The organism is Natronococcus roseus (assembly GCF_043677095.1).
GTDB classification, from domain to species: domain Archaea; phylum Halobacteriota; class Halobacteria; order Halobacteriales; family Natrialbaceae; genus Natronococcus; species Natronococcus roseus.
The window spans coordinates 148,058-163,485 of sequence record NZ_JBHLJR010000003.1 but is presented as its reverse complement, the minus strand read 5'-3'; the positions used below and the strand labels follow the sequence as shown (position 1 = coordinate 163,485).

Annotated in this window: 15 protein-coding genes, 1 tRNA gene and 1 pseudogene; 6 read left to right on the top strand and 11 right to left on the bottom strand. The window is 64.2% G+C overall.

Features of this window, described 5'->3' with window-relative positions; translation table 11 throughout:
* Window positions 1-3 precede the first annotated feature (3 nt).
* Window positions 4-327, bottom strand: a pseudogene (locus tag ACFEMD_RS08785) (DUF3368 domain-containing protein); the annotation flags it as partial.
* Between the two features lie 163 nt (window positions 328-490).
* Here ACFEMD_RS08785 and ACFEMD_RS08780 point away from each other — a divergent pair.
* The 4 genes from ACFEMD_RS08780 to ACFEMD_RS08765 all read left to right on the top strand — a co-directional run bounded on the left by ACFEMD_RS08780 (window position 491) and on the right by ACFEMD_RS08765 (window position 3,537).
* On the top strand, window positions 491-703 hold the full coding sequence (locus ACFEMD_RS08780; protein WP_394740647.1) for a hypothetical protein: 213 nt from the start codon (window positions 491-493) through the stop codon (window positions 701-703).
* Window positions 704-809: 106 nt separating this feature from the next.
* The gene (locus ACFEMD_RS08775) at window positions 810-1,151 is read left to right on the top strand and encodes a helix-turn-helix domain-containing protein (RefSeq protein ID WP_394740646.1); all 342 of its coding nucleotides are present in this window, start codon (window positions 810-812) and stop codon (window positions 1,149-1,151) included.
* A gap of 81 nt (window positions 1,152-1,232) precedes the next feature.
* Window positions 1,233-2,510, top strand: coding sequence for a threonine synthase (thrC, locus tag ACFEMD_RS08770; RefSeq protein WP_394740645.1), 1,278 nt, complete (start codon window positions 1,233-1,235; stop codon window positions 2,508-2,510).
* 136 nt (window positions 2,511-2,646) lie between these two features.
* Window positions 2,647-3,537, top strand: a complete 891-nt coding sequence (locus ACFEMD_RS08765; protein ID WP_394740644.1) for a transcription initiation factor IIB — start codon at window positions 2,647-2,649, stop codon at window positions 3,535-3,537.
* 12 nt (window positions 3,538-3,549) lie between these two features.
* Here ACFEMD_RS08765 and ACFEMD_RS08760 read toward each other — a convergent pair whose 3' ends face one another.
* Entirely contained in the window at window positions 3,550-7,212 is a 3,663-nt protein-coding gene (locus tag ACFEMD_RS08760; RefSeq protein WP_394740643.1) for an LAGLIDADG family homing endonuclease, read from the bottom strand.
* 87 nt (window positions 7,213-7,299) lie between these two features.
* On the bottom strand, window positions 7,300-7,995 hold the full coding sequence (locus tag ACFEMD_RS08755) for a DUF502 domain-containing protein (protein WP_394740642.1): 696 nt from the start codon (window positions 7,993-7,995) through the stop codon (window positions 7,300-7,302).
* Between the two features lie 121 nt (window positions 7,996-8,116).
* Here ACFEMD_RS08755 and ACFEMD_RS08750 point away from each other — a divergent pair, with 121 nt between their 5' ends.
* Window positions 8,117-8,368, top strand: coding sequence for a hypothetical protein (locus ACFEMD_RS08750; protein WP_394740641.1), 252 nt, complete (start codon window positions 8,117-8,119; stop codon window positions 8,366-8,368).
* Between the two features lie 134 nt (window positions 8,369-8,502).
* On the opposite strand, the gene ACFEMD_RS08745 is transcribed toward ACFEMD_RS08750, so the two are convergent.
* Both ACFEMD_RS08745 and ACFEMD_RS08740 read right to left on the bottom strand, forming a co-directional pair.
* Complete coding sequence (locus tag ACFEMD_RS08745; protein ID WP_005554594.1) at window positions 8,503-8,697, bottom strand: cold-shock protein; 195 nt, start codon at window positions 8,695-8,697, stop codon at window positions 8,503-8,505.
* A gap of 768 nt (window positions 8,698-9,465) precedes the next feature.
* Window positions 9,466-9,538 (bottom strand) — tRNA-Pro (locus ACFEMD_RS08740).
* Between the two features lie 83 nt (window positions 9,539-9,621).
* On the opposite strand from ACFEMD_RS08740, the gene ACFEMD_RS08735 reads away from it, so the two are divergent.
* The gene (locus ACFEMD_RS08735; RefSeq protein ID WP_394740640.1) at window positions 9,622-9,879 is read left to right on the top strand and encodes a pro-sigmaK processing inhibitor BofA family protein; all 258 of its coding nucleotides are present in this window, start codon (window positions 9,622-9,624) and stop codon (window positions 9,877-9,879) included.
* 59 nt (window positions 9,880-9,938) lie between these two features.
* On the opposite strand, the gene ACFEMD_RS08730 is transcribed toward ACFEMD_RS08735, so the two are convergent.
* The 6 genes from ACFEMD_RS08730 to ACFEMD_RS08705 form a co-directional block, all read right to left on the bottom strand.
* Window positions 9,939-12,005: a DEAD/DEAH box helicase gene (locus tag ACFEMD_RS08730; RefSeq protein ID WP_394740639.1), complete on the bottom strand. Its 2,067-nt coding sequence runs from the start codon at window positions 12,003-12,005 to the stop codon at window positions 9,939-9,941.
* A gap of 77 nt (window positions 12,006-12,082) precedes the next feature.
* Window positions 12,083-13,600, bottom strand: a complete 1,518-nt coding sequence (locus tag ACFEMD_RS08725; RefSeq protein ID WP_394740638.1) for an NAD(P)H-dependent oxidoreductase — start codon at window positions 13,598-13,600, stop codon at window positions 12,083-12,085.
* A 48-nt stretch (window positions 13,601-13,648) separates the two neighbouring features.
* Window positions 13,649-14,014 carry a cupin domain-containing protein gene (locus ACFEMD_RS08720; protein WP_394740637.1) on the bottom strand — a complete coding sequence of 122 codons (366 nt, stop codon included), beginning with the start codon at window positions 14,012-14,014 and terminating at the stop codon, window positions 13,649-13,651.
* Between the two features lie 122 nt (window positions 14,015-14,136).
* Window positions 14,137-14,331 carry a cold-shock protein gene (locus ACFEMD_RS08715; protein WP_005554588.1) on the bottom strand — a complete coding sequence of 65 codons (195 nt, stop codon included), beginning with the start codon at window positions 14,329-14,331 and terminating at the stop codon, window positions 14,137-14,139.
* Window positions 14,332-14,445: 114 nt separating this feature from the next.
* Window positions 14,446-14,664: a hypothetical protein gene (locus ACFEMD_RS08710; RefSeq protein ID WP_394740636.1), complete on the bottom strand. Its 219-nt coding sequence runs from the start codon at window positions 14,662-14,664 to the stop codon at window positions 14,446-14,448.
* A 37-nt stretch (window positions 14,665-14,701) separates the two neighbouring features.
* Window positions 14,702-15,400 (bottom strand): carbonic anhydrase, encoded by a 699-nt coding sequence (locus tag ACFEMD_RS08705; protein WP_394740635.1) that lies wholly within the window; start codon window positions 15,398-15,400, stop codon window positions 14,702-14,704.
* Window positions 15,401-15,428 lie beyond the last annotated feature (28 nt).

Here is a 15,428-nt window from a genome sequence, read left to right as displayed (position 1 = left end):
CCGTTACTTCTCGTCCTCCTTTTCGAGTGACTCCAGTTTTCGAACGATCCGAGCGTACAGGGCCGGGGCGCAGTGCCAGCCGTCGTCGATCATCGAGTCGATCGTCTTCCGCGCGGTTGCGACGGAAATGCAGTCGCGCTTGGCACACAGGAGGACGAGATACGCCGTTCCTCTCGTCTCGATTCCTTCGACCTCGGCGACCGTTCGCCCGGCGGTCTCGTCCATTACGGCGGTTGCGCCGGTCGCGTCTGCACACGCCAGCACCGCGAGATCTGCCTCACTCAGCGCCGGGTTCTGCATCAACCGATCCCGGAGCCCCGTCGGTTCGTTCGTCCGTCCGAGTTCGTACTTTGGATACCATGTGATAGCAGTGGGCTCGAGGGTGCGTAGCGGTATCCCGGTCTGGCACCGGCGACGCACGAACGCCGAACCGATTGTGGGGGCGGGCGGGACGCGAAGGCCTTTGACCGTGCTCGTGCAGCTCACACTGATGACCGATCCGTTTCGTATCGCCGCAGGTGATCTCGAGGCCGACGCGATTCTCGAGGCGATCCAGAGTGGTCGTCGGGTCGTCGTCAGCATAACGACCTTGGGCGACGAACACGAGGTCACGCTTCGATACGATGGCTCGGTATACTACTGCGATATGCCAACGCGATTACACCGCCACGAGAGCGAGCGCGAGATGCGCACCTGCATCTGAAACATGGGGTGCGGAGCGTCGCCGTCCGGAGAGTGAGTGACTCTTTCACGCACGAGGTCGTAGGAAGCGTACGGCGCCCGATCCCGAGCACCGTCTCGGCGAACTGATGGAATCGTCGAACCCGTCGTTCGAGACGGTGATGAGCTGTGTCTTCGGGATCGAGCCCCACGAGACGCGGACCTACCTCGCGCTCGTCGATCGACCCGGGAGTACGATCGACGAACTCGAGGGCCCGCTCGAGCGCGACCGAAGCACGATCAACCGCGCGATGGCGACGCTGTACGAACGCGGACTGGTTCGGCGCGATCGGCGCCTCTTGGACGCCGGCGGCTACGTCTACCAGTACACCGCCGTCGCGCTGCCGGAAGTCAAGGTGATGCTTCACGACTTCCCCGACCTCTGGACGGAGACGGTCCACGACGCGATCGACGAGTTCGACGGCGAGTGATCGTTCGTTCGATCACCTCGATCGGTGGCAGCGTTCACAGCAATCAGCCCACTTTTCTCCGTCGCCTCCCACGTTCCGGTAATGAGTCTCAGCCTCTCCGCGGAGAAGCCGGTCGTTCCCGACGACGCGGCCGACGGCGCCTGGCTCGAGTGTATCGACTGCGGCGAGACGTTCGCCCCCTTCGCCGACGTTCGCTACACCTGCGACGCCTGCGACGGCCTGCTCGAGGTCCGCTACGCCGACCTCCCGACGTTCGACGACTTCGAGGGCCGAGGGGTGTGGCGCTACGCCGACGCCCTGCCGATCGAGTCGGGAGTCACGATCCAGGAGGGAGCGACGCCGCTGTACGAAGTCCCGCGACTCGAGGACGACCTCGGACTCGAGGCCGTCCGGATCAAACACGAGGGGATGAACCCCACTGGGAGCTTCAAGGACCGCGGGATGACCGTCGGGGTGGCCGTCGCGAAGGAACTCGGCGTCGACCGACTTGCCTGCGCTTCGACGGGTAACACCAGCGCCGCGCTGGCGGCCTACGGCTCCCGCGGCGGAATGCAGACGCTCGTGCTCCTCCCGGCGGGCAAGGTCGCCGCGGGCAAGGTTGCCCAGGCGAGCCTCCACGGCGCCCGTATTCTCGAGGTTGACGGCAACTTCGACGCCTGTCTCGACATCGTCCAGGAACTCGCGGCCGAGGGCGAGGCCTACCTCCTGAACTCGCTGAACCCCTTCCGACTCGAGGGCCAGAAGACGATCGGCCTCGAGATCCTCGAGGCGTTTCGCGACGACTACGACGCGTTCCCCGACCGAATCGTCCTCCCGGTTGGAAACGCGGGCAACACCGCGGCGCTGTACAAGGCGTTCCGCGAACTCCTCCAGGCCGGCGCGATCGACCGCGAGGACGTGCCGAAACTTACCGGCGTCCAGGCCGCGGGCGCCGCACCGATGGTCGAGGCGGTCGAGAACGGTGCAGACGAGGTGCGGCGTTGGGACGACGTCGAGACCCGAGCGACGGCGATTCGGATCGGGAACCCGGTTAACGCGCCGAAGGCGCTGCCCGGAATTCGCGAGACCGGGGGCACGGCGATCGCCGTCTCGGACGAGGAGATCACCGAGGCTCAGCGCGACCTCGCCGGCGAAGGCGTCGGCGTCGAACCCGCTTCCGCGGCCTCGGTCGCCGGCCTGCGGAAACTCCGTGCGGAGGGGATCGTCGAGAGCGACGAACGGGTCGCCTGTCTCACGACCGGCCACCTGCTCAAAGACCCCGACGCGGCGGCTGCCGCCGGCGACGATCCCGAACCCGTTCCAGCGACGACCGAGGGCGTGCTCGAGCACCTCGCGGGCGAGAGCCGGTCAGGACAGTAGCTCCACTACTTTTGATCGACCGGCAACTGATCGGGTCGAACGGAACCTGGATTTAATTCCAAGACATTCTAGAGGATATCTTATACTTTAAGTAGCAGGACGCGTCATAGTTTCTCCTAGCTGGTGAATATTACCAATGGCTGTAGATGATTCGAACGGGTGCTGTTCCGAGTGCGGCGGACGACTGCGGACGACGGAAACTGAACGTATCTGCGAGGAGTGCGGTCTCGTCTCCGGAGAGGACGCTATCGACCGCGGACCCGAGTGGCGAACGTTCGACGACGGTCCCGACCGACGTCGAACCGGTGCACCGTTGACGCGGTCGCGACACGACCGCGGACTCTCGACCGAGATCGGCTACGGAACCGGTTCTCGTTCCCGCCTAACCGGCCGCAAACGGCGCCAGATCGCTCGACTCCGTCGGGAGCACAACCGCGCTCGCATCTCCACGAAAGCCGACCGAAATCAGGTGTACGGGTTCACCGAAATCAAACGGGTCAACGCGTTGCTCTCGCTTCCGGACTCCGTCAGAGAGCAAGCCTGTTCGCTCTTCAAGTCTGCTCAGTCCGAGGGGCTGCTTCAGGGTCGGTCGATCGAGGGGTTCGCTGCGGCCACAGTGTACGCCACCTGTCGGATCAACTCCTTCGCCAGAACGATCGACGAGATCGTTGCGGTCGCCCGCGCCGACGACGCCGAACTCAAGGCCGCCTACGACGCATTGAACCGCGACCTCGAGCTTCCAACGGGACCGATCGATCCGACGCAGTACCTGCCGCGGTTCGCCACGAAACTCGACCTCGAGACGACCGTCGAGAACCGGGCCCGCGAACACGCGACGACGCTGCTCGAGAACGGCACCGTCGGCGGTCGAAACCCCAGCGGCGTCGCCGCAGCCTGTCTGTACAAGGCCGCCGCCGAGCGCGAGGAGTGGCCGTCGGTGACTCAGGTCGACGCGGCCGACGTCGCCGACGTCGCGCCCGCGACGATCCGATCGACGGCGCTCGACATCGACGAACAAGGGCGGTAGCGTCCGCCGCCGTTACGTCGTTCGAAGCGTATCGGTGCTCGGTTCGTAGACCTCGCCCTTCTGTTTGAGTTTGTCGATCTCGTGTTCGGCCTTCGACTCGTCCAGGCCGATCTCGTCGGCGCGCTCGAGAACGATGTCGACCGGCGCACCCTCGTCGTACTCCTCCTCGATGTCGCTGATCAGTCCCTTGATGTTCTTGATCCGGTCGCGCTGGGACTTCGAGGTGCCGGCCTCGACGATGTCGGCGTCGAACTCCCCCGTTTCGGGATCGACGCCGATGTCTTGCAGACACGAGCGCACGATCTCGACGACCTGCTCGGCGTCTCGTTGCTCGACCGTATCGGAGAGGCGCACTCGGGCGCTTGCCTCCGAGAGGCGGACGAGCGCCTCGAGCTTTCGAGCCGTGACGGGAACGGGGGCGTCCTCGTCGGTCCCCTTCGAGCGCAGATCGACGTAGAAATCGCGGATCGTCTCGCGGGCCTCCTCGGTCATCCGCGGGTGGCAGTTCTGTTTCGCGTAGGCGATGTACTTCCGGAGGAGCTCGGCGTCGATGACCGGATCGACCTGCTCGGTCATCTCCTCGATCTCCTCTTCGCTGACCTCGAGGCTGGTCATCTCCTCGCGCTGGGTGGTCAGCTCCCCCGCGTAGTTGGTGGTGAGGATGTGTTCGGCGAGGTTCCTGTCCTTCTCCTCGTCGGGCTGGTCCGTAACGGTGAAGATCAGATCGAACCGCGAAATGAGGGCCGGCTCGAGGTCGATCTGCTCGCCGATCGGCTCGTACTGGTCGAACCGGCCGTACTTGGGGTTTGCGGCGCCCAGCAGCGAACAGCGGGACTTGAGCGTGGCGTTGATGCCGGCCTTGGAGATGGAAATCGAGTTGTGGAGGACGAGTCCCTTGCTGACGAACGTGTTCGTCGGTTCGACGGTCACGTCGTACACCCACTCCGTGCCCTCGTTCGGAACGATCTCGACGTCCGAGACGCGATAGTATCGGAGATCACACCGCGACTCGAGTACGTCCAGACGCTGGGTCGCTTCGCGGAGGGCGTCTTCGACGGCAGTAGCCGCTTGGGTCGCCAACGACGATCGACGGTCGGCGTCGTAGCCGCCGTCTTCCGCGTAGTGGACGGCGCTGGTCGTCTCGCCGTCGAGTCGCTCGGCGAGCTGGCGACCGGACCAGCCGATCACGTCCCGTATCTCCGCGAGCGTGGCCGCATCCTCGAGGTCCGCTCGAATCGTTTCGAGTCGGTCTCGAAGCGTCTCGATCTGTTCGCGCACCGTCGCGATCTGGACGCCGTAGGATTCGTCGAGGTGAGGTTTGAACCGGCCGGTCAGTTCGACACCGAGGAGTCGTTTGAGTTCGCGGATCTCCCTGGCTGCGCTCGTCGGGAGAACGTCGTGGTGTCGTGGCGTCTCGTTGCTTCGCTCGACGAAGGCGACTGCGTCGTCGTACCGATCGTCTGCCGGTTCGACGACCTGATCGACGAACCGCTCCGTCGAGTCTCCCATCACGTAGATCTTCCAGGCGTCTTCCGCACAGTCGCGGTGAATCCTGGACGCGACACCGATCTTCAACAACGCGTCGGCGTAATCCTTCGCCAGTCCCTCCGAGGCCGTCGAGAACGCCATCGACTCGCTCTCGACGCCCCCGTCACCCGCGAACGCACCGACGAGGAATCGTCGAATCACGTCCTCGGACGCACCGAGCACGCGATCCGGGATTCGCTTTCCGCGTGCGGTATGCATGAAGTCGGGGAAGTTCCGTTCGAACCACCGGTACAGCTTCGTCGAGATCCATCGCTGCGTGACCGTTCCAGCGGCATTCGTCGTATCGGTGCTCGAGAATCCGAAGACACGCTGCATGAGCGTCTGCATTCGGTCGAGCAGGCGGTCGTCCTGGTTCGAGAAGCCAATCTCGTGGGACGATCCCGCATAGGAGTGTCCCTCCGCGACGAGCAATCCGAGTATCTCACCGAGGTCCGGCGTCACCGTCTCGGGGAGATCGATATCGTGTTCGCGACCGCGATGTGGCTCCGGCGAGACCGACACTGCGGCGTCGGAGTTCGGAAGTTTCCTGGGCCCGGGGACGAACGCACCCGGTTCGAGATCACGGGCCTCGACTGTTCCGACGCCGCCGTCGTCGTCAACGAATATCGGATGCTCGGGAGTCACTGTCAATTCGCGGCCGTTCGAGAACGTGATCGTCACGAATTCGTCGGGGGCCTCGTGACGGCTGACGCGATCGACCGGAAGCTTCGTGACGTCGTTCGTCTCGAGATCGACCGAGTGTACCCGGAGGTCGTCGACGGGAAGGATATCACAGTTGACGCCGTCGATCACATCCTCGGAACGGTCGGCCATCGCGTCGTCGACGAGCGAACCGATCTCGACGCGTCGACCGTCCGCGAGGAGGATCTCCTCGTCCGGGTGATAGGACTGCTGCTCGAGCGCTTCGTGCATGGCCGACCGATCTTCCGACCTCATTTTATCGAGTTCGTCAACTGCGGCAATTCCCTGGTCGGCGAGGACGAGTGCGCCGGCCTCGAGCGTCCACTGCTGGCCGTCGCCGAAGTCGTCCCTCACAGCCGCAGCGGTGAGACCCGCCGAGGACGATCCCTTTCCGGAGGTGTAGACTGACCGGGGTGCAATATTTTGGATATACCCTAGCATCTGGGACTTCCCGGTACCCGGGTCCCCGATCAGCAGCATATGCAGGTCGCCGCGGATTCTCGAGCCGTCGGGCAACTGCTTCGTCACGCCCGAGAACAACTGGAGGATCATCGCGAGTTTCTCCTGCTCGTAGCCGTAGATCGAGGGCGCGATCGAGCCGACCATCTGCTCGTAGATGTCGTCGCTCGAGGAGAGTCGAACGATCTCGGCTTTGTCCTCCTCGGTGATGTCCATGTCCTCGAACTGCTCCTCGTCGATGTCGACGGACATCCCCTCCATGTAGAAGTCGAAGACGGGCGATTTGTCCTGGCCGTCGCCCTGTTGCTCGAGGCGGAGGACGCCGGTCGTGGAGACGTGGTCGCCGGGGGTAACCTCGCCGGTGATATCGTCCTCGACGTGGACGTCGAGCGACTGGGGTGTCTCACCACCCCTAAGGCCTTCGGGACTCTCCTGAATGCGGAGTTTCTGGGAGTCGACGAACTCCGACTGGTCGAAGTTCACGCGGAAGGGGCCCTGGCGTTCACAGCCCTGGCACTCGTGGGGTTCCTGGAAGTCGCCGCTGGACTGGGGGACTCGAGTGAGGGTGCCACAGAGCTGGCACTCGAAGGCGGCCTCCTCGATCTTCGGGCGAACGTCGGTCGCCTTTCGGACGATCCCCCGGGCCTGCACGAGGGAGTTCATGTCGCGGGCGCGGATCTCCCGAATCTCGGGCGACTCGGTTTCGGGGAGGTTTCGGATCCGAACGTGGGCCTGGCCGAGGCTCACGTCGATCGGGAGATCGTACAGCCGCAGTGCTTCCTCGGCGTAGCGCTGGAGCTGCTCGGGCTGGGCGAGGAAGTCGTCAGCTAAGTTCGGATCGTACCGGTAGAGATCCTGCCAGTCGACGTGGAGCGATCGCTGCTCGTTGGGGTACCGCTGCGCAAGCTGCTTGATTTCGTTGTCGTAGTAGTTGCGGAAGAACTGCTCGAAGGAGTCGACGAGTTCAGAATTTCCCGCTTGCGCCATTGCACTCTCGTAGGGTCGCCATCGTGTATAAATGGTTGCAAAGCGGGGCGAAACTGATCGCGGTCGGGGTCTCGAGCGACCGTGGTCTCACCCTCGACTCGAGCCGAACGGCGTGTCGCTGGCCGCCCGTTCGTCCGCGTCGTCGGCCGTCTCCGCGCCGAGTTCGTCGACGGAGACGCCGAGCGTCGCGATCGACCGGACGGCTTCCTCGACGGTGACGTCGACGTCGTAGACGTGTTCGGCCGAGACGTGCATCACGTACCCGTTCGTCGTCGGATTCGGTCCCAGCGGAACCATGATCGTCATCATCTCCTCGCCTCCGACGGTTTCTTCGATCTCCGGCGGAGTATCCGCCGTCAGAAAGCCGAACATGTAGGCGTCGTCGTGGGGAAACTCGACGAGCTTGACCTCCTTGAACTGGTCCGTCTCGTCGTCGACGAGGATGTCGCTCGCTCGTCGGACGCTCTCGTAGAGCGTGCTCACGCCGGGAATCGTCTCTACCGTCGCGTGAACCCGCTTCGAGAGGTGTTTCCCCGGGGTGTGTTCGGCAACGAACCCGATCACCAGGAAGAATCCGACCAGCGACGCCAGCGTCGTTAGCTGGATCACGATTCGAGGTGGTTCGTTCGGCCAGACGTACTGTACGCCGGCGACGATCGGCGAGAGGATTCCGAGGACGAAATCGATAACGACGAGCAACACGAGCAGTGTCACGACGAGCGGGATCGTCAGGATGATGCCGTTGACGAGCCATCGCTTCGGTCGTTCGGAGACCGCTACCATACGGTCAGTTTCTGACGGTCGAGGGAAACTGTTCGGGTTGCACGCGTCGCCTACGACTCCTGGCGTTCGATCCGATTTCGTCCGTAGATGTGCTTTTGTTCGCTGGGAGCGTACCAACCGCATGACCCCTCGATCGGCATCGCGTTCGGAAGCTACCCATCAACGGGCGGTAATCAACCGCCTCGAGGCGACCACGAAACGCCTCGAGACGATCGAGAACCGACAGCGCCAGCTCGAGCGGACGATCGCAGCGCTGGCCCGGGAGACCGGTCTCTCGGTCGGCTGCCCGTGCACGCGCTGTAGCCGAAGCTTCACGCTCGTGAAATCCGGCGTCGTCTACTGCCCGGAGTGTGGGTACAGACACACGCTGTGACCGACGGCCTCGGGGCCGCCAGCGAATTGTCGTGCGTCGCCACTACTCGGGTGAAGTTCGTCGATCGAACGACCGCCGCTCGATCGGTGTAGAAATCGGTTCGGTCGCCGTTCGGCGACCGGATACCGGGTTAGTTACTCGCGAACGACGTTCGTCGCGCGCGGACCCTTGGGGGCCTGTTCGATGTCGAACTCGATCTCGGTTCCCTCAGTCAGGTCCTCGCCGCCGACGTCTTCCATGTGGAAGAACACGTCCTCGTCAGCATCCTCAGTCTCGATGAAACCGTAACCGCCTGTGTCGTTGAAGAAGTCAACCGTACCGTTTGCCATTACGATTATTCAGTATCCCGGCACACGGTTAAGGCTTGGCTTTCGTGCTTCTGAAAGCTATTATAGAGGACGAGCGTAAACCGAAAACACGGCAATCGAGATGCTTGTGCGAAGGTCGCCGATTCTAGCGGGAGACGGTGCCCGATCCGTCGGCTCTGGTTGGAACGCTCGTCGAAGGCACGCTTTCGGACGCCGAGATCCCGACGGTACCGGTACTGCATTGACCCCATCGGAGACCGACCGCTCTCTCGCGCTCGCGACTCTACTCGACACTCTGCGGGCCGAAGCGCGCCTTTTTGCTCTCTCACGACGTATCTCCCGTATACCAACCAGGTCGTCGGTCTTCTGTCCGGTGTGCAACGAAACGACCTCGCACGGGGATTCCCTCGAGCACCATCTGGTCTACGAACACAGACCGCGCGAGCTGGCCAGCCGGCTCGCGTCCGAGTGGGAGGCCGAAGAGCTCGGCGTGGAAGAGTGATGCGATTCGGTCGCCGGCGATCGATCGCTTCGATCGCGCCTTTCTCGAGGATGCGTTCGTCGACGGGAACCCGCCTCGAGGAGTTCCTGGTGTGTGTCGGTATCGGGATCGTCCGAATATGAACTACGCTCGAGAACCTGCGTTCGCGACGAACCCCGGTCTTCCACACCTCCGATCGCTTGTGATGAACTCGCTACTCGCGACTCTGTCCGCGATAACGGAGGCGCCCGAATTCTGAACCACGCGAACGGCTCGCGATGCTCGCGGAGTTGCTCGCAGCAGAAGTATGGGATCGCCCGGATTTGAACCGGGGTCACGGGCACCCAAGGCCCGAAGTATACCAAGCTAACCCACGATCCCGTATCACTCTTTCCGGGTGGATGGTTTAAAGGGTTTCGTTCCGGATCGAACGGCTTTCCCCGCTTCGCTCGCTACGCTCGAGTATGGTCACAGGACTCGAGATTCTCCTACTGGTACTCGTTCTCGTTGCCGTCCTCGGCGCGACGACGATCATTCAGACCGTCCGTCCGTTCATCGTCAACGCGGTCGTCGGCCTGCTCGTACTGTTTCTGGCGCAGGCCGTCTTCGGCGTCTCGGTCGCGATCACGCCGATCGCGCTCCTGATCGTCGCCATCGGCGGGCTGCCCGGTTCGATGTTGGTGTTACTGCTCTCGCTGTTCGGCGTCGCCTTCGTCCCCTGACTCGAGAAGCAGTCCGTTTCGTCTACCGTCTCCGTTCTCACGACCCCTTCACTGAGCTCCTACAGATCGTCGTCCCGAAGCTCGATATCGGCGATCAGGTCGTAGGGGTGGGCCTCCTTCCGAATCCCGTCGACCAGCGAGAACGCCTCGCCGGGCGAGAGGAAGTGCTGGGTGACGACCTGTCCGAGCGGCGTCGGTTCGAAGCCGTCGATGAAGCCGTACTCGAGCAGCTTTCCGATCGCGTGCTTGGTGGGCACCTCCCCGAGCATCCGGTTGTTGAGGCTCTTGGCGGCCTTGCCGCCGACGACGATGTTCGCCAGCGTTTCCTCGACGGCGGCGTCCTCGTCGTAGTGGGTCATCACGGACTCCATCTCCCCCTTGAGGAGCTTGAACGCGACCTCGTCTTCGGTCATCTCCATCGAGCCGTGGTACGAGCAGTCGGGTTCGACCAGCACGTACACCTTCCCTTCGTCGTGGTAGTCGGGACGACCCGCGCGGCCGAGCATCTGGTGAAACTCCTGGACGGAGAGCCACTCGATCCCCATCGCCAGCGAGTCGAAGATCACCTGTGAGGCGGGGAAGTCGACGCCAGCCGCGAGGGCGGCGGTCGTCACCACGGCCGACAGCTCCTGCTCGCCGAACTGGCGCTCGACCTGCTTGCGGCGCCCGTAGTCGAGCCCGGCGTGGTACGGCGCGGCGGAGTACTCGAGCTTGCGGGAGATCTCGTGACAGCGCCTGCGGGAGTTCGTGAAGATGATCGTCTGGCCCCGATACCCCTTCGAGGACTCGGTGTCGAACTCCCGCTTGACGAGCTTGTTCTCGATCCGGACCTTCTCCTGGCCGTCGGCGAAGGTGACGTGGCGCTCGATCGGCACGGGTCGCTCCTCGAACTCGATCAGCGTCGACTCGAGGACCTCGGCGAGCTGTTCGGTGTTGCCGACGGTCGCCGAGAGGTAGACCCACTGGGCGCCGCCGTAGTCGTCCCGTCGGGCCGCGCGCTGCTCGGTGGTGTGTTTGAGCCGCGAGATCAGCCCGTCGAGTCGGTGGCCCCGCTCTTCCTCCTTGAGGGTGTGGACCTCGTCGATGACGACGGTGCCGATGTCGCCGAGGTCCTTGCCCGTCCGCAGCGCGTGGTCGATCCCCTCGTAGGTGCCGACGATGACGTCCGCGTTGGGGTCGAACCGGTTGCCGTCGTCCGTGACCCGACTCGCACCCACCCGGAGGGAGACGTCGACGAGGTGGCCGTACTCGTCCTCGAAGTCCTCGTGTTTCTGGTTGGCGAGCGCGACGAGGGGGACGAGAAAGAGCATCTTCCCCTTGCCGTTCAGGACGCGGTTGAGCCCGGCCATCTCGCCGACGAGGGTCTTCCCGGTCGCGGTCGCGGAGACAACGAGCTGGTCCCGTCCATCGAAGAGGCCGTTCTCGACGGAGAGGCTCTGGACCGGGAGCAGGGTCTCGAAGCGATCCTCGAGCAGCCCCTGCAGCCCGGGATGGAGGCTCAACGAGTCGGTCCGAACGGGGTCGACCTCGTCGGTCGTCGCCGAGATGGTGTCGAACTGGGTGAGGTCAGGGTCGAGCTGTCCCTGTAGCAGGTTGACGATCCGCTGGAGGTCCTGGACCTCGAGCATCAGTTCCTCGAGTCGTTCCTTCGCGGCGCCGGTGACCGCACCGCCGCCGGAAAAGGAGAGCTGTCGCTCGAGCTCCTGGCGGGCGCAGTCCCGACAGATCCAGTCGTTGTCGTCTTTGACCGCGGTATCGGTCGTGACCGGCGAGTACCGCCCCGCGGAGGCGCAGTAGCGGCAGGTCCGGACGGCCTTGACCTTGTCCTCGAGCTGGTAGCCGGCGAACATCTCGGTGAGCTCGCGACGCTTCTCGGAGGGGGTCTGCTCGGAGATGCGGATGCGCTTCGCTCGACGGGCGAGCTCGACGAACTCGTCGGGCTGGCGGGGTTCCTCGCTCGAGCCGTCCTTCAGCCGGAACTTCGCGGGCCGGGGACCCGCGGAGGTCTCGGAGAGTCCGAGCTTCGCCCGGAACAGCCGCTTGCCGTCCCGCTGGACGACGACGAGGTAGTCGCCGCCCGTCTCGTGACAAAAGATCGTTTCGACGTCCTGGACCTGCTGCGACACGCGATAGTATAGTCGGCTGGCGTACTTGAGCGGTTCGGACTCGTTCTCGTCTCGGTGTAATCGAACCCTTACCCGAGTCACAGCAGCCCGACCAGCGGAACGACGCCGAACCAGGTGATGTAGCTCAGCGAGGCCATCATCAGGAGGTCGATGCGCTGGGCGCCCGCGTCGGGCTCGAGTCGGTTCCGAAGCAGCCAGACGATCGCGGCTGTGTGGACGAGCCCCAGATAGATCGCGGGACTGTAACCGGGAACGAGATCCAGCAACTGCCAGAGCGCGCCCGTTAGGGCAGCGAGGACGGCTGTCGTCGCGGCGACTGCCGCGGCTCCGTCGACGCCGAACCGGGCCGCAACCGTCCGCTTTCCCGCGAGCCGGTCGGCGTCGACGTCGGGTACGCCCGCGAGGGTGATCGAGGGCAGCACCGACAGCAGGAAGGGCAGTCCCAGCAGCCACGGCAGCGGATCGTGCCACGCGCCGCCGAGGACGACGAACCCGAGCACCAGGACGCCGACGCTGTGGGTGACGGCGACGTCCAGTTCACCGAGCGTTCGGTAGGCGAGTTTCAGCGGCGAGAGCGTGTACCCGAGTGCGAGCGCCGCGAGGGTACCCATCGTCCCCGCGGTCGCCGCCGTCGATCCCGCTCCCGCGAGGAGCGTGGCCCCGCCGAACGCAGCCGTCGCCGCCAGAAAGACGGCGATCCCGATTTGGACCTGGCCGAACGACAGTTCGCCGTCGACCAGCACTCGGGAGCCGCCAGTGAACGGCCCGGCGAAGGTGTTCCGTCGATCGGTCTCGTAGTCGGCGTACTCGTTGCTCAACACCGTCGCGGCCTCGAGGAAGAACAGAAACCCGAGCCCGAGCCAGTACGCGCCCGTCGTGAGGGCGTCCGAGCCGACCGCCGCCAGCGCGCCGATCGTGTAGGCGACCCAGGCCATCGGGTAGAACTGCAGCCGGAGCGCCTTCAGCCAGCTCGCCGCGGTCCGCTTCGCTCGACTCAGCCCTGATTCCGGCCCGGTCTCGAGGCTTCGACCCAGTTCCCGTACGTCCTCGAGCCACGCCTCGCGCTCCTCGAGGTCGGAGTCTTCGATCGGTCCCAGGTTGGTCACCCGCGTCGTCCGAACGCCCGCGTAGCCGAGCGTCGCGCGCTTGAGGGCGTGGTTGCCGGGCTGGCGGAGGAGCCACCGGTAGATTCGCGGAGGAACGTCCATCGTCACGATCAGCTCGGCGGTCTTGTCGTCGAGTAGCTCCTCCTTGCCCGCGCCCTCGTCCTCCTCGTAAAAGGAGAAGGCGAAACCGGGTCGAAAGAGCCGATCGAAGAAGCCCTTGAGCCGGGCGGGCATCGTTCCCCACCAGTTCGGGTAGACGAAGACGAGGTGGTCGGCCCACTCGAGGTCCCGCTCGGCTTCCCGAAGATCGGGCTCGAGGGGCTGGTCGCTCGGACACTCGGCGTGAACGTCGGGATCGAACTCGAGATCGGTGACGGCGAGTTCGCGCACGTCGACGTCAGCCTCGCGGGCACCCTCGCAGTAGGCGTCGGCCAGTGCGCCACAGAAGCTATCCGTCCGAGGGTGACCCAGTACGAGGAGCACGTTCACGACTGTTCGGCCGATTCGGCCGTCGGGAGTATATAACTGGGCGGTCGTTCACTCGAGCAGTTCGATCTCGTCGTCGCCGTTGGGAACTGCACAGAGGAACGCGCCGGGCTCGTCGCCCTCGTTGCGGTACCAGTGGACGGTGCTGGCGGGGATCAACAGCGAGTCGCCGGCCTCGACCTCGAACTCTTCGTCTCCGATGCCGACGACGTACGTCCCCTCGAGAACGTACTGCTCGTGTTCGACCTCGTTCGTGTGTTCGGGCACTTCGGCTCCGGCTTCGAGGACGAATCGCCGGATCGCGAAATTCGGCGCACCGTGGTTCTCGTCGATCAGGACGCCCTTCTCGAGACCGTCGGCCGCGTCGACTGGCTCGTACTCAACGTCGTCACCGCTGCGGACCACTGGCTCGGTCATACTCGTCGGTGAGCGACGAACTCACTAAACGTTGTCTCGTGTCGGCCCACCGACCATCGGCGCCGTCGCTCAAAAGTGTGAAAATACTGCAGTCAAGAGCCGATACCGTTACGAATTCTGCCTTACAGGCGCTCGACGTTCGTCGCGCGCGGGCCCTTGGGGGCCTGCTCGATGTCGAACTCGAGCTCCTGACCTTCTTCCAGGTCCGGGCCGCCGATGTCTTCCATGTGGAAGAACACGTCGTCGTCCGCGTCCTCAGTCTCGATGAATCCGTAGCCGCCAGTGTCGTTGAAGAAATCAACGGTTCCTTTCGCCATTGCTTTTGAGCAAAGGTGCGCGGAAGACATAAACCCTTTGACTCCGACTAGACGTCGAATCCCGGTATCTCGGGACATATGACGTCGGTATTACCGATAGAATGTGCTACTCGGTCACAGGCTGTCGCCGCCCTCGAGTCGGTGGACCGTAATCGAGACGAAGTAGACGAGCATGAACAGGCAGAAGCCGACGACGAGCCCAATCAGTTCCCGCGCACCGACGCCGCCCGGGTTTAGCACGGCGAGAACGGCGAGGCCGACGACGAACACGAGGGTCGTGAACGCGCCGATCGCGTAGTAGAAGCCGGTATCCGACTCGAGCAGTGTCCGCATACCGTTTCTTTCGGGGAGAGCGAGAAAACGATACCGATCAGTACAGCAGACTCCGCGTCGCTTCCTCGTACTCCTCGGGGATCCGTTTCGTGATCTCCTCGGGGTGGGTCTCGCCGTCGTAGTTGACCAGGTACGCGCGGCCGTACTCGTCGCCGTAGACGCCCTGGAAGTCGTAGACGAAGCCGTAGACGGTGACGTCGTCCGGGACGTCCCCCGACTTCCGGAGGAACTGCGCCTGGTAATCGACGTTGTACTCGACGAGCTGGTTGACCACCCGTTCGTCGTCCGCCTCGTCGTCGACGAGGTCGCTCTCGAGGCCCTCCTCGACGACCGGGACGAGGAGGTCGACCCACTTTCCGACGCCCTGGGGTCCGGGGCGGTCGCCGCCGGTGGCGACCTGGTAGGCGGCCGTAACGGCGCCACAGCCGGTGTGGCCGACGACCGTCGCGACCTCGGTACCCGCGTGGTGGATCGGGTACAGAACGCCGCCGTCGACGATCCGCTCGCCGTCGTCGACATCCCAGACCTGGTTGCCGATGTTGCTCGGGGTGAAGACGGCCCCCGGTCGGTCGATGCTCCACATCCGTTCCTGCGGGACTCGCGAATCGGAACAACACACCGTGACGGTCTCGGGATGCTGGCCCGCCTGCACGTTCTCGAAGTAGTCGTCGGCCAGTTCCTCGACGTGACTCGCGTTGCCGGCGAGCAGCTTCGTCAGTACGTCGTCCGCGCTCATACGGTGAGACGCACGGACCGGGATAAAA

What these genes read in the sequence shown, in the direction of transcription:
- ACFEMD_RS08705 (WP_394740635.1), bottom strand. Translation starts at nt 15,400, where the DNA reads ATGAGCGCGGACGACGTACTGACGAAGCTGCTCGCCGGCAACGCGAGT.
- ACFEMD_RS08720 (WP_394740637.1), bottom strand. Translation starts at nt 14,014, where the DNA reads ATGACCGAGCCAGTGGTCCGCAGCGGTGACGACGTTGAGTACGAGCCA.
- ACFEMD_RS08765 (WP_394740644.1), top strand. Translation starts at nt 2,647, where the DNA reads ATGGCTGTAGATGATTCGAACGGGTGCTGTTCCGAGTGCGGCGGACGA.
- ACFEMD_RS08735 (WP_394740640.1), top strand. Translation starts at nt 9,622, where the DNA reads ATGGTCACAGGACTCGAGATTCTCCTACTGGTACTCGTTCTCGTTGCC.
- ACFEMD_RS08775 (WP_394740646.1), top strand. Translation starts at nt 810, where the DNA reads ATGGAATCGTCGAACCCGTCGTTCGAGACGGTGATGAGCTGTGTCTTC.
- ACFEMD_RS08745 (WP_005554594.1), bottom strand. Translation starts at nt 8,697, where the DNA reads ATGGCAAACGGTACGGTTGACTTCTTCAACGACACAGGCGGTTACGGT.
- ACFEMD_RS08780 (WP_394740647.1), top strand. Translation starts at nt 491, where the DNA reads ATGACCGATCCGTTTCGTATCGCCGCAGGTGATCTCGAGGCCGACGCG.
- ACFEMD_RS08715 (WP_005554588.1), bottom strand. Translation starts at nt 14,331, where the DNA reads ATGGCGAAAGGAACCGTTGATTTCTTCAACGACACTGGCGGCTACGGA.
- ACFEMD_RS08760 (WP_394740643.1), bottom strand. Translation starts at nt 7,212, where the DNA reads ATGGCGCAAGCGGGAAATTCTGAACTCGTCGACTCCTTCGAGCAGTTC.
- ACFEMD_RS08710 (WP_394740636.1), bottom strand. Translation starts at nt 14,664, where the DNA reads ATGCGGACACTGCTCGAGTCGGATACCGGCTTCTACTACGCGATCGGC.
- ACFEMD_RS08750 (WP_394740641.1), top strand. Translation starts at nt 8,117, where the DNA reads ATGACCCCTCGATCGGCATCGCGTTCGGAAGCTACCCATCAACGGGCG.
- ACFEMD_RS08755 (WP_394740642.1), bottom strand. Translation starts at nt 7,995, where the DNA reads ATGGTAGCGGTCTCCGAACGACCGAAGCGATGGCTCGTCAACGGCATC.
- thrC (WP_394740645.1), top strand. Translation starts at nt 1,233, where the DNA reads ATGAGTCTCAGCCTCTCCGCGGAGAAGCCGGTCGTTCCCGACGACGCG.